14 protein-coding genes are annotated in these 17,334 nt (G+C 54.4%); 8 read left to right on the top strand and 6 right to left on the bottom strand.

What is annotated here, in order from left to right:
* Window positions 1–351: 351 nt before the first annotated feature.
* From ACTHSL_RS10495 to gyrA, 3 genes are all read right to left on the bottom strand, one after another.
* Window positions 352–1,140, bottom strand: coding sequence for a TrmH family RNA methyltransferase (locus ACTHSL_RS10495; protein WP_440381362.1), 789 nt, complete (start codon window positions 1,138–1,140; stop codon window positions 352–354).
* A 286-nt stretch (window positions 1,141–1,426) separates the two neighbouring features.
* Window positions 1,427–2,704 (bottom strand): O-acetylhomoserine aminocarboxypropyltransferase/cysteine synthase family protein, encoded by a 1,278-nt coding sequence (locus ACTHSL_RS10490; RefSeq protein WP_440381361.1) that lies wholly within the window; start codon window positions 2,702–2,704, stop codon window positions 1,427–1,429.
* A gap of 88 nt (window positions 2,705–2,792) precedes the next feature.
* Window positions 2,793–5,558, bottom strand: coding sequence for a DNA gyrase subunit A (gene gyrA, locus ACTHSL_RS10485; protein ID WP_440381360.1), 2,766 nt, complete (start codon window positions 5,556–5,558; stop codon window positions 2,793–2,795).
* Window positions 5,559–6,084: 526 nt separating this feature from the next.
* On the opposite strand from gyrA, the gene ACTHSL_RS10480 reads away from it, so the two are divergent.
* Window positions 6,085–6,300 (top strand): hypothetical protein, encoded by a 216-nt coding sequence (locus ACTHSL_RS10480; protein ID WP_074897892.1) that lies wholly within the window; start codon window positions 6,085–6,087, stop codon window positions 6,298–6,300.
* A gap of 73 nt (window positions 6,301–6,373) precedes the next feature.
* Window positions 6,374–6,697, top strand: coding sequence for a low molecular weight protein tyrosine phosphatase family protein (locus tag ACTHSL_RS10475; RefSeq protein ID WP_049249726.1), 324 nt, complete (start codon window positions 6,374–6,376; stop codon window positions 6,695–6,697).
* A gap of 92 nt (window positions 6,698–6,789) precedes the next feature.
* On the opposite strand, the gene ACTHSL_RS10470 is transcribed toward ACTHSL_RS10475, so the two are convergent.
* The gene (locus tag ACTHSL_RS10470) at window positions 6,790–7,329 is read right to left on the bottom strand and encodes a C40 family peptidase (protein WP_074897936.1); all 540 of its coding nucleotides are present in this window, start codon (window positions 7,327–7,329) and stop codon (window positions 6,790–6,792) included.
* 87 nt (window positions 7,330–7,416) lie between these two features.
* Complete coding sequence (locus tag ACTHSL_RS10465) at window positions 7,417–8,382, bottom strand: PhoH family protein (protein ID WP_074897890.1); 966 nt, start codon at window positions 8,380–8,382, stop codon at window positions 7,417–7,419.
* A gap of 260 nt (window positions 8,383–8,642) precedes the next feature.
* Between ACTHSL_RS10465 and ACTHSL_RS10460 the strand changes: the two genes are divergently transcribed.
* The 5 genes from ACTHSL_RS10460 (at window position 8,643) to mutM (ending at window position 15,105) form a co-directional block, all read left to right on the top strand.
* Window positions 8,643–11,999, top strand: a complete 3,357-nt coding sequence (locus ACTHSL_RS10460; protein ID WP_440381359.1) for a TonB-dependent receptor domain-containing protein — start codon at window positions 8,643–8,645, stop codon at window positions 11,997–11,999.
* 154 nt (window positions 12,000–12,153) lie between these two features.
* Window positions 12,154–12,651 (top strand): 2-amino-4-hydroxy-6-hydroxymethyldihydropteridine diphosphokinase, encoded by a 498-nt coding sequence (gene folK, locus ACTHSL_RS10455; RefSeq protein WP_440381358.1) that lies wholly within the window; start codon window positions 12,154–12,156, stop codon window positions 12,649–12,651.
* Between the two features lie 111 nt (window positions 12,652–12,762).
* Window positions 12,763–13,416 (top strand): deoxynucleoside kinase, encoded by a 654-nt coding sequence (locus ACTHSL_RS10450; RefSeq protein ID WP_440381357.1) that lies wholly within the window; start codon window positions 12,763–12,765, stop codon window positions 13,414–13,416.
* A gap of 6 nt (window positions 13,417–13,422) precedes the next feature.
* Window positions 13,423–14,211 (top strand): 3-methyl-2-oxobutanoate hydroxymethyltransferase, encoded by a 789-nt coding sequence (gene panB, locus ACTHSL_RS10445; protein WP_314935868.1) that lies wholly within the window; start codon window positions 13,423–13,425, stop codon window positions 14,209–14,211.
* A gap of 72 nt (window positions 14,212–14,283) precedes the next feature.
* Window positions 14,284–15,105 carry a bifunctional DNA-formamidopyrimidine glycosylase/DNA-(apurinic or apyrimidinic site) lyase gene (mutM, locus tag ACTHSL_RS10440; protein ID WP_440381356.1) on the top strand — a complete coding sequence of 274 codons (822 nt, stop codon included), beginning with the start codon at window positions 14,284–14,286 and terminating at the stop codon, window positions 15,103–15,105.
* A 95-nt stretch (window positions 15,106–15,200) separates the two neighbouring features.
* Here mutM and ACTHSL_RS10435 read toward each other — a convergent pair whose 3' ends face one another.
* Window positions 15,201–15,590, bottom strand: coding sequence for a RidA family protein (locus ACTHSL_RS10435; protein ID WP_440381355.1), 390 nt, complete (start codon window positions 15,588–15,590; stop codon window positions 15,201–15,203).
* Window positions 15,591–15,971: 381 nt separating this feature from the next.
* Between ACTHSL_RS10435 and ACTHSL_RS10430 the strand changes: the two genes are divergently transcribed.
* Window positions 15,972–16,793 (top strand): HpcH/HpaI aldolase/citrate lyase family protein, encoded by an 822-nt coding sequence (locus ACTHSL_RS10430; protein WP_440381354.1) that lies wholly within the window; start codon window positions 15,972–15,974, stop codon window positions 16,791–16,793.
* Window positions 16,794–17,334: the final 541 nt, after the last annotated feature.

Raw genomic sequence — 17,334 nt, 5'->3', positions numbered from 1 at the left:
TTGCTTCTTTGGATTAGGTTTTCGTATTTCATTTGGAAATTGTAAATCTTCAGGATACTTTCGCAAGAGGTCTAGTATTTTTTTCATCTATTTTCCTTTAAGTTCATTAAAAACGTGAGCCGAGATGTATTATCTCCACTCGCATAACGGCTATTATTAAATTAAATCTTCTCAAACAACCGCTTAAAGTCTTCTTCATTTCCAATTGTCGGATTTCTCCCAACTAGCACATTAATTTGATATTGGTTCGGGCATGGACATTTTTCCTGTGGACGATAATGGCCTGATTCAGATAGTTTTCATAGTCAGCCTATGATTGCTACCCTAATCAACCATCTTTTTCAGACGTCCTCACTCTGCCGCAGGCAAACGCTGGCGCATTTGCTCGAACAGGCACACCGTAGCCGCCATAGCGACGTTGAGCGATTCGGTGTTTTCGGCCATCGGGATTTTAACCGTCCTGTCCGCAACCCGGCGCATTTCGGCACTGACGCCCGCCCCTTCGTTGCCGAACAGCCAGCCGCAGGGTTCGCGCAAATCCAAACCATACAGGCCGCACGCGCGTTCGTCGAGTGTGGTGGCCAACAGCGGCGGACGGTAGCTCTGCCGCCAAACGGCCAAATCGGTATCGGGATGCAGCGTCAGCAGGAAATGCGCTCCCATGGCCGCACGCAGGACTTTCGGCGACCACACGTCGGCACAATCCGCACCGAGCACGATGTCGCGCACGCCCGCAGCGGCCGCGCTGCGCAATATGGTGCCGATATTGCCGGGGTCCTGCACCCGCTCCAGCACGACGCAGTCGCCGTCTTCAGGCCGTTTTGCGGCGGACGGCAGTTTAATCAGCGCGACGATATTTCCGCCCTCCCCCAATCCGGTCAGCCTGCCCAGTATCGGCGCGGCGACGGAAACGGTTTTTTCAGACGGCATCCGTTGCAGCAATGCCGATATTTCGGCATCTTCCAAACGGTTTTCCGCCACATACACGTATTCCGGCCTGCCGCCTGCATTCAAAAAGGCTTCCAAAAGGTGCGTACCTTCAAGCAGGGTTTGGCCGAAAGCGCGCCGTTTGGCGGCGGAGGCGGCGAGTTTGGCCAGATGTTTAATCCGGCTGTTTTGGGCGGAGGCAATGTGTTCCATAGTATGGGCGGAAGTCGGTCGGGAGGTGGATAAAACAGGCTGCCGAAGCGGCAGGCGGATAAACGGCTGTTCGGTCGTTTAGCCGCATTTCGGTTCAAAGGGAACGGCCTTTCAAATGCCTAAGCATCCGAATAATCCGTTCGGTACGATTTGTATCTACGGGGGTACTTTATCGAGGCCGTCTGAAAACCGGTATTGCCCAAATGGGGAAAGGGTTTTCAGACGGCCTCTTAATCATAGGGGCGGCAACTTGGCAGTTTTTGCGCCTAAATATTACTGCTGCCCGCTATACCCGTGCCGCTTCCAATGCCTGCGCCAAGTCGGCAAGCAAATCGTCGATATGCTCGATGCCCACGCTCAGGCGTACCATATCGGGGCTGACGCCTGCTGCGGCGAGTTCGGTATCGTCAAGCTGGCGGTGGGTAGTGGTGGCGGGATGGGTGGCAAGCGATTTGGCATCGCCGATATTCACCAAGCGCAGGAAGAGTTGCAGTGCGTCGATAAATTTTGCACCTGCTTCGCGTCCGCCTTTAATGCCAAAACTCAGCAAACCGGAGGCTTTGCCGCCGTAGTCGCGGTCGATTAAGTTTTTGTACGGGCTGTCGGGCAAGGCAGGATAGTTTACCCATTCGACCTGCGGGTGTTTCTTTAAGAATTCGGCTACTTTCAAGGCGTTTTCACAATGACGCTCCATGCGCAGGGCGAGGGTTTCCAAACCTTGCAGCAGTAAAAACGAGCTGTGCGGCGATAAGGCGGCACCGGTATTGCGCAGCGGGACGACGCGGGCGCGGGCAATGTAGGCTGCCGCACCAAAATGCTCGCAGTAGTTTACTCCGTGGTAGGACGGATCAGGCCGATTGAAGGTTTGGTCAAAACGCGGATTGCCTGCCCATTGGAATTTGCCGCCGTCGATAATTGCGCCGCCAATCGTTGTACCGTGGCCGCCGATATATTTGGTCAGCGATTGGATAACGATGTCGGCACCGTGTTCGATGGGGCGGAACAGCGTGGGCGTGGCGACGGTGTTATCTACCATCAGTGGCAGCCCTTGAGCGTGTGTGGCTTGGGCAAATGCTTGAATATCGACGACATTGATGGCGGGATTGCCGATGGATTCGCAATACACCAGTTTGGTTCGGCTGTCGGTATTGGCGGCGATTTCTTCAGGTTTGGCAGGATCGATAAAACGCACTTCTATGCCTTGGCGCGGCAGGCTGTGGGCAAAGAAATTATATGTGCCGCCGTAGAGGGTTTTGGTTGCGATGATGTTGTCGCCTGCTTCAACCAATGTTTGAACGGCATAGGTAATCGCCGCCATACCGCTGGCAACAGCCAATGCGGCAATGCCTCCTTCCAGACGGGCGACACGCTCTTCTAAAACGGCGGTGGTCGGATTCATGATGCGGGTGTAGATATTGCCTGCTACATCAAGGTTAAACAGGTCTGCGCCATGCTGCGTGTTGTCGAAAGTGTAGGAAGTGGTTTGGTAAATCGGGACAGCAGCGGATTTAGTGGTCGGCTCGGATTGATAGCCTGCGTGCAGGGCGATAGTTTCCCGTTTCATCTGAATATCCTTGTAGTGAATTAAACGTTGATAAATAGAGGCCGTCTGAAAAAACGCAGATTGTTTTTCAGACGGCCTGTTTCTTGCTTTATTGCGGTGTATTGTCTTCTGTCGTTACGTTTGCCTCGGTAGTGTTTTCTTCATCTGAAGCTGACGCGTCTTCCGGCTCTTCCGCTACCCGCTCGAGGCTGACCAGTTGCTCGCCTTCGTCCAGATTAATCAGGCGCACGCCTGCTGCGGCGCGGCCGGTTTCGCGGATTTGTTCGACTTTGGTGCGGATGAGGACGCCGCCGCTGGTAATCAGCATCAGGTCGTCGGTTTCGCCGACTAGGGTTGCAGCGACCAAATCGCCATTGCGTTCGCCGGTGTTGATGGCGATATTGCCTTGTCCGCCTTTGTTTTTACGGCTGTAATCGGCAATCGGGGTACGTTTGCCGTAGCCGTTTGCGGTGGCGGTCAGCACTTGCAAATCGCTTTGAGCGGCTTCGGGGGCAAAGGTAATCAGGCTGACGATTTTGCCGTCGGCAGGCAGGCGCATACCGCGCAGGCCGCCGCTGCCGCGACCGGACGGACGCACACCGTGTTTGCCGCTTGGCAGGGCATTTTCGTTGTCGGCGGTTTCATCTTCGAGGTCGTCTGAAATTTCGGTTTCGATGTCGGCATCTTCCGCTTCGTCGTTGCCGGATTTTTCCCAGTATTCGTTGAAGCGGATGGCTTTGCCCAAGTTGGAGAACAGCATGATGTCGTCCGATCCGCTGGTTTGCGCGGCGCCGACGAGGTAGTCGCCTTCTTTGAGCGCGATGGCTTTGATGCCTTGGCTGCGGACGTTTTTAAAGGCGGAAAGCTGGACTTTTTTCACCATGCCTTGTGCGGTGGCGAAGAAGACGTATTGGTCTTCGGGGAACTCGCGCACGGCGAGGATGGCGCTGACTTTTTCGCCTTCTTCCAACTGGATGACGTTGTTAATCGGACGGCCGCGGCTGTTGCGTCCGCCTTCGGGTAGTTTGTAAACCTTAATCCAGTGACACTTGCCAAGGTTGGTAAAACACATCAAATAGTCATGCGTGTTCGCAACGAACAGGGTTTCGATGAAGTCTTCGTCTTTGGTGGCCGCCGCCTGTTTGCCGCGTCCGCCGCGACGCTGCGCCTGATAGTCGGTGGTCGGCTGGGTTTTGATATAGCCGCCGTGGGTCAGGGTAACGACCATTTCGCGTTGCGGAATCAAGTCTTCATCGGCAATGTCGCCGCCGAACGGGTTGATTTCGCTGCGGCGTTCGTCGCCGAAATTGGTTTTGGTTTCTTCCAATTCTTCGCGGATGATTTGGGTGATGCGTTCCGGTTTCGCCAAAATGTCCAAATAGTCAATGATTTTTGCCATGATGTTTTTGTAGTCGCCGACAATTTCTTCTTGGTCGAGGCCGGTCAGGTTGCGCAGGCTCATGCGCAGGATGGCGTCAGCCTGGATTTCGCTCAGATAATAGCCTTGTTCCTGCAAGCCGAGGTTGGCAGGCAGGCCTTCGGGGCGCGCCATGCGCAGGTCGAGGTCAGTACGGCTCAGCATGTCTTCCACCAAGCCGCTGCGCCATGCACGGGAAAGCAGTTTTTCTTTGGCCTCGGGCGCGTCGGCGGATTCTTTAATCAACCGAATCATCTCGTCGATATTGGACAGGGCGACGGCTTTACCTTCGGCGATATGTCCTTCATGACGCGCTTTTTTCAGGCGGAACAGGGTGCGGCGGGTAACGACTTCGCGACGGTGGCGCAGGAATTCCGCCAAAATCTGTTTCAGGTTCAACAGGCGCGGCTGACCGTCAACCAAGGCGACCATGTTGATGCCGAAGCTGTCTTGAAGCTGGGTGAGTTTGTAGAGCTGGTTTAAAACGACTTCGGCGTTTTCGTTACGTTTCAATTCGATAACGACGCGCATACCGGATTTGTCGGATTCGTCGCGCAGGTCGGATACGCCTTCCAACGTTTTTTCGCGCACCAGTTCACCGATTTTTTCCACCAGCTTGGCTTTGTTCACCTGATACGGGATTTCATCGATGATGATGGCTTCGCGTTCACCGTTTTTGCCTATGGGTTCGATATGGGTTTTACCGCGCATGACGACGCGGCCGCGGCCGGTTTTATAGCCTTCGCGCACGCCGCTCAAGCCGTAGATGGTTGCGCCGGTCGGGAAATCGGGCGCTTGAAGGATGTTGATCAATTCGTCGATTTCGGTTTCGGGTTCGTCCAAAAGACGCAGACAGGCGTTGATGGTGTCGGTGAGATTGTGCGGCGGGATGTTGGTCGCCATACCGACGGCGATACCGGACGAGCCGTTGACCAACAGCGCGGGGAAGCGGGTCGGCAACACCAGCGGTTCGTGTTCGCTGCCGTCGTAGTTCGGGCCGAAATTGACGGTTTCTTCTTCGATGTCCGCCAGCATTTCATGGGCGATTTTCGCCATGCGGATTTCGGTATAACGCATGGCCGCGGCGCCGTCGCCGTCAACCGAACCGAAGTTACCCTGACCGTCGATTAAGACGTAGCGCATCGAAAAATCCTGCGCCATGCGCACGATGGTGTCGTAAACCGCGGAATCGCCGTGCGGATGGTATTTACCGATGACGTCGCCGACGATACGCGCCGATTTTTTGTAGGCGGCATTCCAGTTGTTTTTCAGCTCGTGCATGGCGTAAAGCACGCGGCGGTGCACCGGCTTCAAACCGTCGCGCACATCGGGCAGCGCGCGGCCGACAATCACGCTCATGGCGTAATCGAGATAGCTTTTGCGCATTTCGTCTTCAAGGCTGACGGGCAGGGTTTCGAGTGCGAATTTATGGTCGTTGCGGATAGTTGCGTCGGTCATGGTTGAATTTTATAAAAGAAATTTCGCCGAATTTTAACATAAATGTATAGGGGGTGTCCCAGACAAGCGGGGCAGCTGTCTTTTAAAGCGGGTTCATTCAACTTCCGCCACGGTAGTACGGCATCCCATCTCAAGAGAAATAAATTTCTAAGCTAATGAAACATTAAACAAATCACACCCTATCTACCCGTAATGGCCATCCCCGCTTTATCTTCCGTTCAACCATCCTACCGATTGTTTCCAAATAAAAATTGAAACTTTTACCTTACTATCGTCCATACGCTGCCGATGTTCACTCAAGCACGCCTAATTATTTGTAATGTTTGCTCTTTATATGCCAAAGGCCGTCTGAAAACATTCGGGATGGTTTTCAGACGGCCTTTAACCAACCCGGCAAGCCGGTTACTGGTACAAACGATAAACTTTCGCTATAATTCCGTTTTCATTATTTATTGCCGAACAACCGGACACATAAAAAATCGCGGCTGCTGAACCCGATTTTCGAAACAAAGTTAGAAAGTAGATAATGGACAATTTAGACCGAAGCCGCAGCCGTGCATGGCGGCGGCATCAGGCAAAACGACCCAGCCATCGCGTACACGGCAAAAACCTTTTTGAGGGCAAGCCTGAGAAAAAGTGGGATTTGATGTATTTCCGCAGGAATAAAGTCAAGCGCGCGCAAAAACTGGGCTTTGTTTACCCCTTCAGGCAGCATGAATTTGAAGCCGAATGGTTTGATTAACTTAAAAAACACATTTCGATTTCATCGAGATGATTTTCACGAGGCGGATATTTTTCCGCCTTTTTTAATTTCTATGAACGCACTTTTTATTTGCAGCCGCAACCAATGGCGCAGCCCCACTGCTGAGCTTGTGTTTCGCCGTTACCCGAATGTTCAAACCCGTTCCGCGGGCACAAGCCCCAATGCGCGGCGCACTGTTTCTGCTGCCGACATCGCATGGGCGGATAAGGTTTTTGTCATGGAGCAAAAGCACAAAAACCGCCTGTCGGCGCAGTTTCCCCGCGCTTTGCGGCACAAAGAAATCATCGTATTGGATATTCCCGATGATTACCGCTATATGGACGAAGATTTGATTGGGATATTGAAGGAAAGTGTCGAACATTATTTGCCCAAATAGCAAATATGTTGAAAACAAAAGGCCGTCTGAAACACGCGACATGGTTTTAACTTCGTTGAAACTGCGTTTTCAGACGGCCTTTTGCTGCGGAATTAAAAAAACGTGCCCGCCTTAACCAAACGTTGCGCGTAATACGGCTTGCTCAGGCTTTCGGTCTGCACCGTGCTGCCGGAACGGGGGGCGTGAAGGAATTTTCCGCCGCCCAAGTAAAGACCGACGTGCGAAATGCCCGAGCCGGAGGTGTTGAAAAATACCAAATCGCCGGTTTGCAGGTCGCGCGTGCTGATGGTGCGGCTGGCGGCGGCCATATCGCGCGAACTGCGCGGCAGGTTCACGCCGAGGGCATTTTTGTAAACATATTGGATCATGCCGCTGCAATCGAATCCGGTATCGGTGCTGCCGCCCCAGCGGTAGGGTGTGCCGACCAAATCCATGCTGTGCAGCATCAGTTCCTGCCCGCCGGCGGTGCGGTTGATGTGGCCGATGCGGATGTTTTTGGGCGTTTTGGCGGCAGCCTGTGGTTTATGTTTGGTTTTATGGCTGCCGGTTTTGATTTTTCCGCCGCTGCCGCCGCAGGCGGAGAGTCCGAATGCGGCGGCAGCCAGCAGCATGAGCAATGCTTTGTTCTTCATCATTCTTAATCGTTTATTCTTGTATTCAGGCCGTCTGAAGGCGCGGTTTCAACGAAGTGAAACTTACTCCTCCGGCCAAAATCGGTTTCAGACGGCCTCTCTGCCTTCTTCCGCCGCTTCGTAGGCTTCAACGATGCGCTGCACCAACGGATGACGCACCACGTCCTCGCTGGTAAAGGTGTGGAAATACAGCCCTTCCACATCGCGCAGTTTTTCCTTGGCGTCCTTCAGGCCGGATTTGATGTTTTTCGGCAAGTCGATTTGGCTCAAATCGCCCGTGATGACGGCTTTGGCACCGAAGCCTATGCGGGTCAGGAACATTTTCATTTGTTCGGGCGTGGTGTTTTGCGCCTCGTCCAGAATCACATACGCGCCGTTAAGCGTGCGGCCGCGCATATAGGCCAATGGGGCAATTTCTATCAGGCCTTTTTCCAACAGTTTGGTAACGCGGTCGAAACCCATCAAATCGTACAGCGCGTCATACAGCGGGCGCAGGTAGGGATCGACTTTCTGCGTCAGGTCGCCGGGCAGGAAGCCCAATTTTTCGCCTGCCTCGACTGCGGGGCGCACCAGCACGATGCGTTCGATTTGGTGTTTTTCCATCGCATCGACTGCGGCGGCCACCGCCAGATAGGTTTTACCCGTACCTGCAGGGCCCAGACCGAACACGATGTCGTGGTTCAGCAAGGCGCGGATGTAGCCGTTTTGGCGCGGGGTGCGCCCGCCTATGCTGCCGCGTTTGGTTTGCAGGTAATACTGTTTGTCCTGCCGCTGTTCGGTGTGTTCCGCATCGGCCGTTTTTGCCGCCACGGCTGCCAACTGGATGTCGTCCTCGTTCAAATCCCGGCCCTCGGCCAGCCCCGCCAATTCAATCAGCGCACGGCGGCCTGCGTGGGCATAATTTCCGATAAAGGTAAAACGTTCGAAACGGCGGCTGATTTGGATGTCCAAGGCTTTGCCCAATGTGGCCAGATGGGCATCGAGCGGCCCCGTCAGGCGTTGCAGGACGGTGTTGTCCATGTCTTCGAATTGCAGGTGTACGGTGTGGGTCATAACAATCGTGAAAAATCGGTTAGCGGAAAACGACGGCAAATATGGACTGTTTAGGCAGGAAAATCAAGCGGCGAAACCCTTCAATCCATATTTTTAAAACCAATTTATAACGATAATGCCTTTCATTTATTTAAGTTTGATATTAACATTCGCTTTTTTCAAGCAGCCTACCCTGCCAAATCAATCAGAAAAACAGGAGAATACAAGAGATGAGTTTTCATAAAATACCTGCTTCATGCCGTCTGAAACCATTATTTCTCATGATTAGCATCTTAGGCGGCATAACCCCTGCCGCATGGGCGGAAGGAGACGGCACGACGACAGAAGAAGGGAAATTGGCAGATGTTCAGGTCATCGGCATCCGCGACCGCGACAGAAGCGGCCGCAGTCAAGTCTACACCCGCGACATCAGCAACCTGTACAAAGGAAAACAGGAAATCGAAACCTACCGCGGCAGCAGCGTAGCCGATTTAATCGGCGGCATGGCGGGAGTTTACAGCGGCGACGCGCGCAACAGCGGCGCGCTCGATCCCAACATACGCGGCATTCAGGGCGAAGGCAAAGTGCCGGTAACGGTAGACGGTACGGAACAGGCAATCAGCGTATGGCGAGGCTTTGAAGGCATATCCAACCGCAACTACATCGACCCGAACCTTATCAGCAGCGTGTATGTGGAAAAAGGCGCATCGGCAAACCGCGACATCCGCACCGGCATCGGCGGTTCGGTCAGCATGAAAACGCTGGAAATCGACGACGTCGTGCCGAAAGATCAAACATTCGGCATGGAAGTCAAAATGGAAACCGGCAACAATACCATCAAACAGCGGGAATACGCCCACGCCGAAACTTGGGGTACGGACTACCGCCGCTATCCCAAACCCTATTCTTTCGACCGCATGGAATGGGCGATTATGCTGGATGACAGCGACCGTCAAAAACAACGCTTCGGCAGGCAAGGAAAATTATTTAAAGACAACGCCTTCCGCATTTCAGCCGGTATGCGCGGCGAAGTGTTTGACGGCTTGATTGCCTACGCATGGCGCGACAAGGGCAATTACTTTGCCGGCAGCAAGGGCGCGGAACGCTACGGCTACATCTCCGACGCCAGCTCCATGACCGAAGAAGAATTTACCAAAAAAGTTACGGATATTCAGGAATATACCGCCAATGTCGGTACGTATTACCATCCGTCCGGCGAAGTGGCCAACACATCCCTGAATATGCGTTCGTGGCTGGGCAAAGGCACGTTCAAACTGCCCGACAACCAAAAAATACAGCTCGGCATACGCCATACCAACACCCGTTTCGGCGAAATCATGCCGTACAGCATCCTCTTCGGCAACATCGGCGGAAGCAAACTCAAACCCGACGGTTCGGCCGAAACCGACATGAGCAAGCTCACCAAAGGCACGCTGATGGCGGAATGGCCGCAGGCATGGGTAAAACAGACCGCCGTCAATCTCGATTACACATGGAAACCCGAAAACAGCCGCTGGATAGATTTGAAGGCGGGGATTTGGGGCACGCTCAACGATTCGCAAACCAATTCCACGGGCGGCTATCCTGCATCGACCCTATTCCTCGACAAAGCATTCAACGACAAATACGCCGAAGACTGGTATTACAAAGGCAAAGAGCCAGAATGGGACAAACTGCCGCCCAACACCAACAACCGTTTTACCGTCTTCAACGCTGCCGCCTACCGCGCCAAAAACAACCGCTTGGGCATCAATTTGTCCAACCGCATGAAGCTGGCCGATACACTCGAACTGACCCTGACGGGCGATTACCAACGCGAAAAACTCAAAGGCAGCAGCGACACCAGCTGGATACTCGCCCTGCCGCACGACGAATACCGCAAACTGGTGTGGGACGACCCCGAAACCACCTTAAACTCCAACTTCGCCATGACCATGCCGCGTCAAGGAAAACGCAATGAATGGAATGTCGGCTTCAACTTCAAATACGAACCGACGCCGTGGCTGACCCTGAACGCCGGCGGCCGCTATACCGACTACCGCATGACCGATACCTTCGTCCGCGATTATCTGTCTAAACACCGCGACCGCTTGGAAACCGAAGGCGAATTTAACGTATTGTCTGAAAACAGCCGCAATATCGCCGCCATCGGCAGCAGACTGGCCACTCCGGAAGAATACCGTGCCCGCATGGATTTGAAAGCCAGATATGGAGCCGCATTGAAAGCCTATGAAGAAAGCCCCGAAGTGGTGCGTACGCAAGCGGCATGGGACGCATACGACCAAAAATTTTGGGCATGGATAAACACCCTGCCCGTACCCGATTACGCCTGGGCGTTGGAAAATATGCCCGAAGAAACGGAAAGGCGGAACAGCGGCTACCCTGATTTCATCCCATGGCCGCAAGAGCTGACCGATTTAAGCGAAGAATACAACAATTCAGCCACACTGCCCGCCAATATAGAACAGGGCTATATGCCGCTTACCGACTGCACGACAGACCCTGCGGCAGGAAACTGCATTTATTGGAAAAACGGCGAAAACCCCGTTTCAGACGGCCGTCTGAAACAATTTGCCGAAAAAGGCATCAATCAAGCCACCGGAGAAGTCGAAAACAAATACCAAGGCGGCACATTAATCGGTGCAAAAAGCCCCGTTGCCGAATACCGGCACCTGACCGAAGAAGAACTGCGCAACTCATGGAAAAAAAGCGGCCACGCCTTCGCCCCCATGTTCTCCGCCACCGTCAAACTCGGCGACCACACCCGCCTGTTTGCCCGTTACACCGAATTCAAACGCTTCCCCAGCATGTATGAAGGCACATTCGGTTTCGGCAACCACAGCATCGCCAAACTGTTCAGCATCCCCTTCGACCGCACCCGCTACCCGCTCAAACCCGAACATGCCAAGAATTGGGAAATTTCCCTCAGCCACAACTTCACCCGCCTGTTGCCCAAAATGCGCTATGCGGACGTTCGCCTGACCTACTTCCACAACAAAACCCGCAACGTCATCGACCGCAACTATACCACCTGGCAAATCAGCAATTACGACAAACAAGTCATCAGCGGCTTAGAGCTGCAAACCCGCTTCGACAACGGCCGTGTCTTCGTCGACTTGGGCGTGGTACGCAACATGAAAAACGAAGTCTGCGACCACCGCGCCATCGAACAGCAATATGATGTAGAAATGTTTGTCCAAAAAGGACGCACTTTCCCCGTGCCTTACTGCCAAAACGGCGGCCTCACCGGCGGCTGGCTGATCAACCGCATCCAGCCGCGCTGGTCGGTCGTTGCCAACCTCGGCGGCAGGTTCCTAAACGAAAAACTCGAAATCGGTTCGCGCCTGACCTTCCACAGCCGCGTTGAAGACAAACAACAGCCCTCCGCCCGCTGGCGCGAATACTACCTGCAACGTGACGGCGCAAACAGCAAAGCTTTCAACAGCGACAACGGCAACGCCAACTGGCAGCCCGTTACCGTGGTCGATGCCTATGTGCGCTACAAATTCAACAAACATTTCAGCGCGGAGCTGACGGGCAGCAACCTGACCGACCGCTATTACCTCGACCCCATGAGCCGTTCCTATATGCCCGCCCCGGGCCGCACCCTGCGCATCGGTTTGACGGGGAAATGGTAACCGCGCAATGCGCCGAAACACACGGAGGCCGTCTGAAAACACACTTTCAGACGGCCTCCTTTACAAACCCCGCGCCAAACGACAAAATCCTGCCTTTCCATACCAACCATAGCCCATCGGACAACCCCTGCCCGTTGCCGTCCGGAGAAGCCTCATGACCACCCCCGTTACCGCCGTTATCGCCTTCGGCAGCAACCTCGGCGAAAGCACCGACACCATACGCCTCGCCGCCGAACACCTGTCCCGACACCCCGGCATCGCCTCGCTCCGCCTGTCGCCGCTGTACCGCACCGCACCCGTCGGCTATACCGACCAACCCGACTTCGTCAATGCCGCTGCCCTAATCGAAACCACGCTGGACGCATACACCCTGCTCTCCTTACTACACACCGTCGAACAAGATGCCGGGCGAGAACGCAGCTTCCGTAACGCCCCGCGCACCTTAGACTTAGACATCATCGACTACGGCGGCCAAACAAAAGACGACCCTGCCCTCACCCTGCCCCACCCCCGCGCCCACCTGCGCGCCTTCGTCATGCGCCCGCTGGCCGACATCGCACCCGACTACCCGCTGCCCGGACACGGCAACGCGCGCGATCTGGCAGAATCCTTGGGAACGGACGGCATCACACCGCTTACAGAGGCCGTCTGAAAACAAAAATCCAAACAAACAAACGGCTTGGTCGCCAAGCGGCAAAAACGTATAATCGCGCCATCCCCAAAACGCGCCGCATCCGGCCAACCACAAATACCGGGAAAACATATGAACTACCAATACATCGTCGTCGAAGGCTCGATCGGCAGCGGCAAATCCGCCCTTGCCCGCAAGCTGGCCGAATATTTCGACGCCCTCTACCTGACGGAAAGCCCCGAAAACAACCCCTTCCTCGACCTGTTCTACCAAAACGCCGCCAACCACGGCCTGGCGACAGAACTGCATTTCCTGATGCGCCGCGCCAAAGCCATCGACATCATCAACACCGAAGAAACACGCAACGGCCGCGTAGTGGCCGACTTCCTGTTGGAAAAAGACCAAATCTTCGTCCCCGTCGTCTTGGATGACAACCAACCGGCAAACGAACAAAACCTGTTTTGGGAAATCAAACACAAAGTCATGCCCGACAAGATACCATCGCCCGACCTCGTCATCTACCTGCAAACCGGCAACGAAGTGGCACAAAAGCGTTTGGTTTCCCGCAACGGCGTCGGCGCGCTGAACCTATTCCCGTCGGGCTACCTGAACCAAATCCACGAAGAATACCGCCGCTTCTTCCACCTTTACGACAACGCCCCGCTGCTGATTGCCAACAACGATGACATGGACTTCACAGACAACGACGACCATTTCGAACTGCTGCTGCGCACCATCAGCCATATGCAGGGCAGCCGCTACTACCTCAACCTGAAAGACAATTAAAACAACATGATTACCGTAAACACACTGAATAAAATGAAGGCCGAAGGCGAAAAAATCGCCATGCTCACCGCCTACGAAGCCAGCTTTGCCGCCCTGATGGACGAAGCGGGCGTGGACGTACTCCTGGTGGGCGACTCCCTGGGCATGACCGTCCAAGGACGCGATTCCACCCTGCCCGTCAGCCTAAACGACATGTGCTACCACACCGCCGCCGTCGCACGCGGCAGCAAAAACGCCATGATTGTGGCCGACCTGCCCTTCGGCGCATACCAGCAAAGCAAAGAACAGGCCTTCGCCGCCGCCGCCGAACTGATGGCCGCAGGCGCGCATATGGTCAAACTCGAAGGCGGTGTCTGGATGGCCGAAACCACCGAATTCCTGCAACTGCGCGGCATCCCCGTCTGCGCCCACATCGGCCTCACCCCCCAGTCCGTCCATGCCTTCGGCGGCTACAAAGTCCAAGGCAAAGGCGACAAAGCGCAAGCCCTGCTCAACGACGCCGTTGCCCACGAAAAAGCCGGCGCCGCCATCGTCCTGATGGAATGCGTGCCTGCCGAATTGGGCAAGCGGGTAACACAAACCGTCTCATGCCCCACCATCGGCATAGGCGCGGGCGTCGATTGCGACGGACAGGTTTTGGTCATGCACGACATGCTCGGCATCTTCCCCGGCAAAACCGCCAAATTCGTCAAAAACTTCATGACCGGCCGGCCCGACATCCAATCCGCCGTCAGAGCCTATGTAGAAGCAGTCAAAAACAAAACCTTCCCCGCGGCCGAACACAGCTTCCTCTAAACACTTTCAGACGGCCTCATCCCCTCAAGAGGCCGTCTGAAAACATAAAAACACACCAACCACGCAAACATCATGCCCGAACTGCCCGAAGTCGAAACTACCCTGCGCGGCATCGCGCCCCACATCACCGGCAAAACCATCGTCCGCACCACCGTCCGCCAAGCAAAACTGCGCCACCCCGTCCCGCCCGATTTGGATGGCACCCTCAACGGCGAAACCGTCCTGCGCTGCACACGGCGCGCCAAATACCTGCTCGTCCATCTTCCCCAAGGCATCCTGCTCATCCACCTCGGCATGTCCGGCAGCCTGCGTATATTTACCTCCGGCAACATCCCCGACGCAGGAAAACACGACCATGTCGAAATAGAATTTTCAGACGGCACCTTACTGCGCTACCACGACCCGCGCCGTTTCGGCATCGTCTCATGGTATCCCGGCCCGGAAGAAACCCACCCCCTGCTGCAAAACCTCGCACCCGAACCGCTGAGCAACGGCTTTACCGCCGACTACCTCCACAATGCCCTGAAAAAACGCCGCAGCCCGATAAAAAGCGTATTGATGGACAACAAAACCGTCGTCGGCGTAGGCAACATCTACGCCAACGAAAGCCTGTTTGCCGCCGGCATTGCCCCAAACCGCCCCGCCATGCAAATCAGCCGCAAAGAAGCGGCGGCACTGGTACACCACATCCGCGAAACCCTGCGCCGCGCCATCGAAAAAGGCGGCAGCACCCTGCGCGACTTCGTCGACAGCGAAGGCAAAAGCGGCTATTTCCAACAAGAATACAAAGTCTACGGCCGCCAAGGCCAACCCTGCCTGCAATGCGGCGGCGGCATCGAAAAGACCGTCATCGGCCAACGCGGCACATTCTACTGTCCTAACTGCCAGCACTAAGCCCATTGACTGGCCGCAAAACAAAACACACAGCCTTTTTGCGGCTGTGTGTTTTGTTTCAAACATAGGCCGATACGGCCTCCATCGACCAGCCGTCAGGCATTCAGTACCAAAACCGCCTCGGCTTCCACCTGAACGCCCTTCGGCAAAGCGGCCACACCGACCGCCGCACGCGCAGGGAACGGCTGAGAGAAATATTCGGCCATCACTTCATTGAACACGGCAAAATTGCCCAAATCCGTCAGATAAGCATTCAACTTGACCACATCGTCCAGCGAACCGCCGGCAGCCTCCGCCACGGCACGCAGATTTTTAAAAACCTGATGCGCCTCGGCACGGAAATCACCGCCGCCGACCACCTCCATCGTTGCCGGGTCGAGCGGAATCTGACCGCTCAAATACACAGTATCCCTCGCCCTGACGGCCTGACTGTACGCACCAATCGCCGAAGGTGCCTGATCACTGTGAATAATCGTTTTACTCATAAAAAACTCCTTTCGCAAAAAGGCAATTATAATCACATTTTTTAACCATCACCGCTAAAAGCACCCTGAGGCCGTCTGAAAATCCGCCCGAACCGTGCAGACCGCAACAGCACCCTCAAAACGCCGCAGTCAAAGAACGGTTCGAATACCCCAAAACCGCCCTCCCTCCGGAAACGGATACCTTTCAGACGGCCTCCCCTTACATACGGAAACACACCTTCAAATGTCAAAGCACACGCCCGCCGTCCCACCTCACATTCCAGACGCGGCACCGGCCGTCTGAAAATACAGGCACAGCAAAAATGTGAAGGCATAATGAAAACGGTATAATCCAAACCGGTTCGATTAACAGCAAACAGGCCGTCTGAAAAAGGAAAAAACATGTTGGATCAGCCCATACCGAAAATCTTCCTCTTCGTCCCAGCCACCCAGCCCGACCGCATCCCCAAAGCCTTCGGCATCGGTGCCGACGAAGTCATTGCCGACTGGGAAGACTCCGTCTCGCCTGCCAACAAAGCACAAGCCAGAACCAACATCGCCGACTACTGCGCTACTGCAAACGCCCGTCCGATTTGGCTCCGCATCAACTCCGCAAACAGCACCCATTTCGCCGACGACCTCGCCGCCCTGCAAAACCTGCCGGCGGTAAAAGGCATCATCCTGCCGAAAGCCGAACGCCCGGCCGACATCACCTCACTCTACCAAAGCAGCGGCAAACCCGTCATCGCCGTCCTCGAAACGGCTTTGGGCATACTCAACCTGCCCCAACTGGCCTTCGCCCACGGCCTGCACGCCCTCTCCTACGGCTGCCTCGACCTGTCCAACAACTTAGGCATCCAAATCGGCACGGCGGCGGCGGACGTATTTTTCAACCGACTGCGCACCGACCTCCTCCTCCACAGCCACCTCAACAGCCTGCACCCGCCAATTGAAACCGTATTCCCCGATTTTTCCGACAACGAAGGCCTGCGCTCATTTACCGCCTTCTGGCGCGACATGGGCTTCGGCGGCATGCTCTGCATCCACCCAAAACAAGTAGCCGTTACCAAACTAATGTTGCGCCCCTCGGCAGAAACACTCGAATTTGCCGAAAAAGTTTTAACCGAATACGAACAAAACGGCTTACCGGTATTCCAAATAGACGGACAAATGGTCGACATCCCGGTTATCGAACGGGCAAAAAAACTACTGGGCAGGACATAACCCGCATATGGCAAAAGGCCGTCTGAACAGACGGCCTTTTAACAACTGGATTGATGAGAATCTTGCCAACGAATAAAACAAAAATCATGGGACTGACATAGAAAATTGATTAAATTTTCACTATAAAGCCATTTCCAAATACTAAAAATACTCGGCTTTATACTAAAGCCAATGTAGGTTATCAGACACCCCCAAATATACCCTCACTTTTTCGCTTTACTCAATTGCACGGCAATGGGTGGAATTAGACAATTAGGAAGGGGCAAGCAGGATGGCAATCGGCCTGTAAGCCCCGTAGCTATTGGATTTGGTTTATGGCGTTGGATGGTATTAGACAAAAAAATAACTGCCCGAAAGCAGTTAGATTTTACAGTGCGGTGCGACGGAGAGACGCAAACTAGGATTTTAATAGACTGTTTATTAAACATTTTATTTTTACAATACCTAAACATACCCCCAATTTACACAAGTCAAAATTTTAGGCAGGGGTTTTGTTGCTCCCATGATACGCGGGCAGGCGGGGGTTGTCATGAGAATTTGA

This window comes from Neisseria sp. P0008.S010 (assembly GCF_051962715.1).
GTDB lineage: Bacteria > Pseudomonadota > Gammaproteobacteria > Burkholderiales > Neisseriaceae > Neisseria > Neisseria elongata.
The sequence above is the reverse complement of the archived record's forward strand: the minus strand, read 5'-3'. Positions and strand labels throughout refer to the sequence as shown.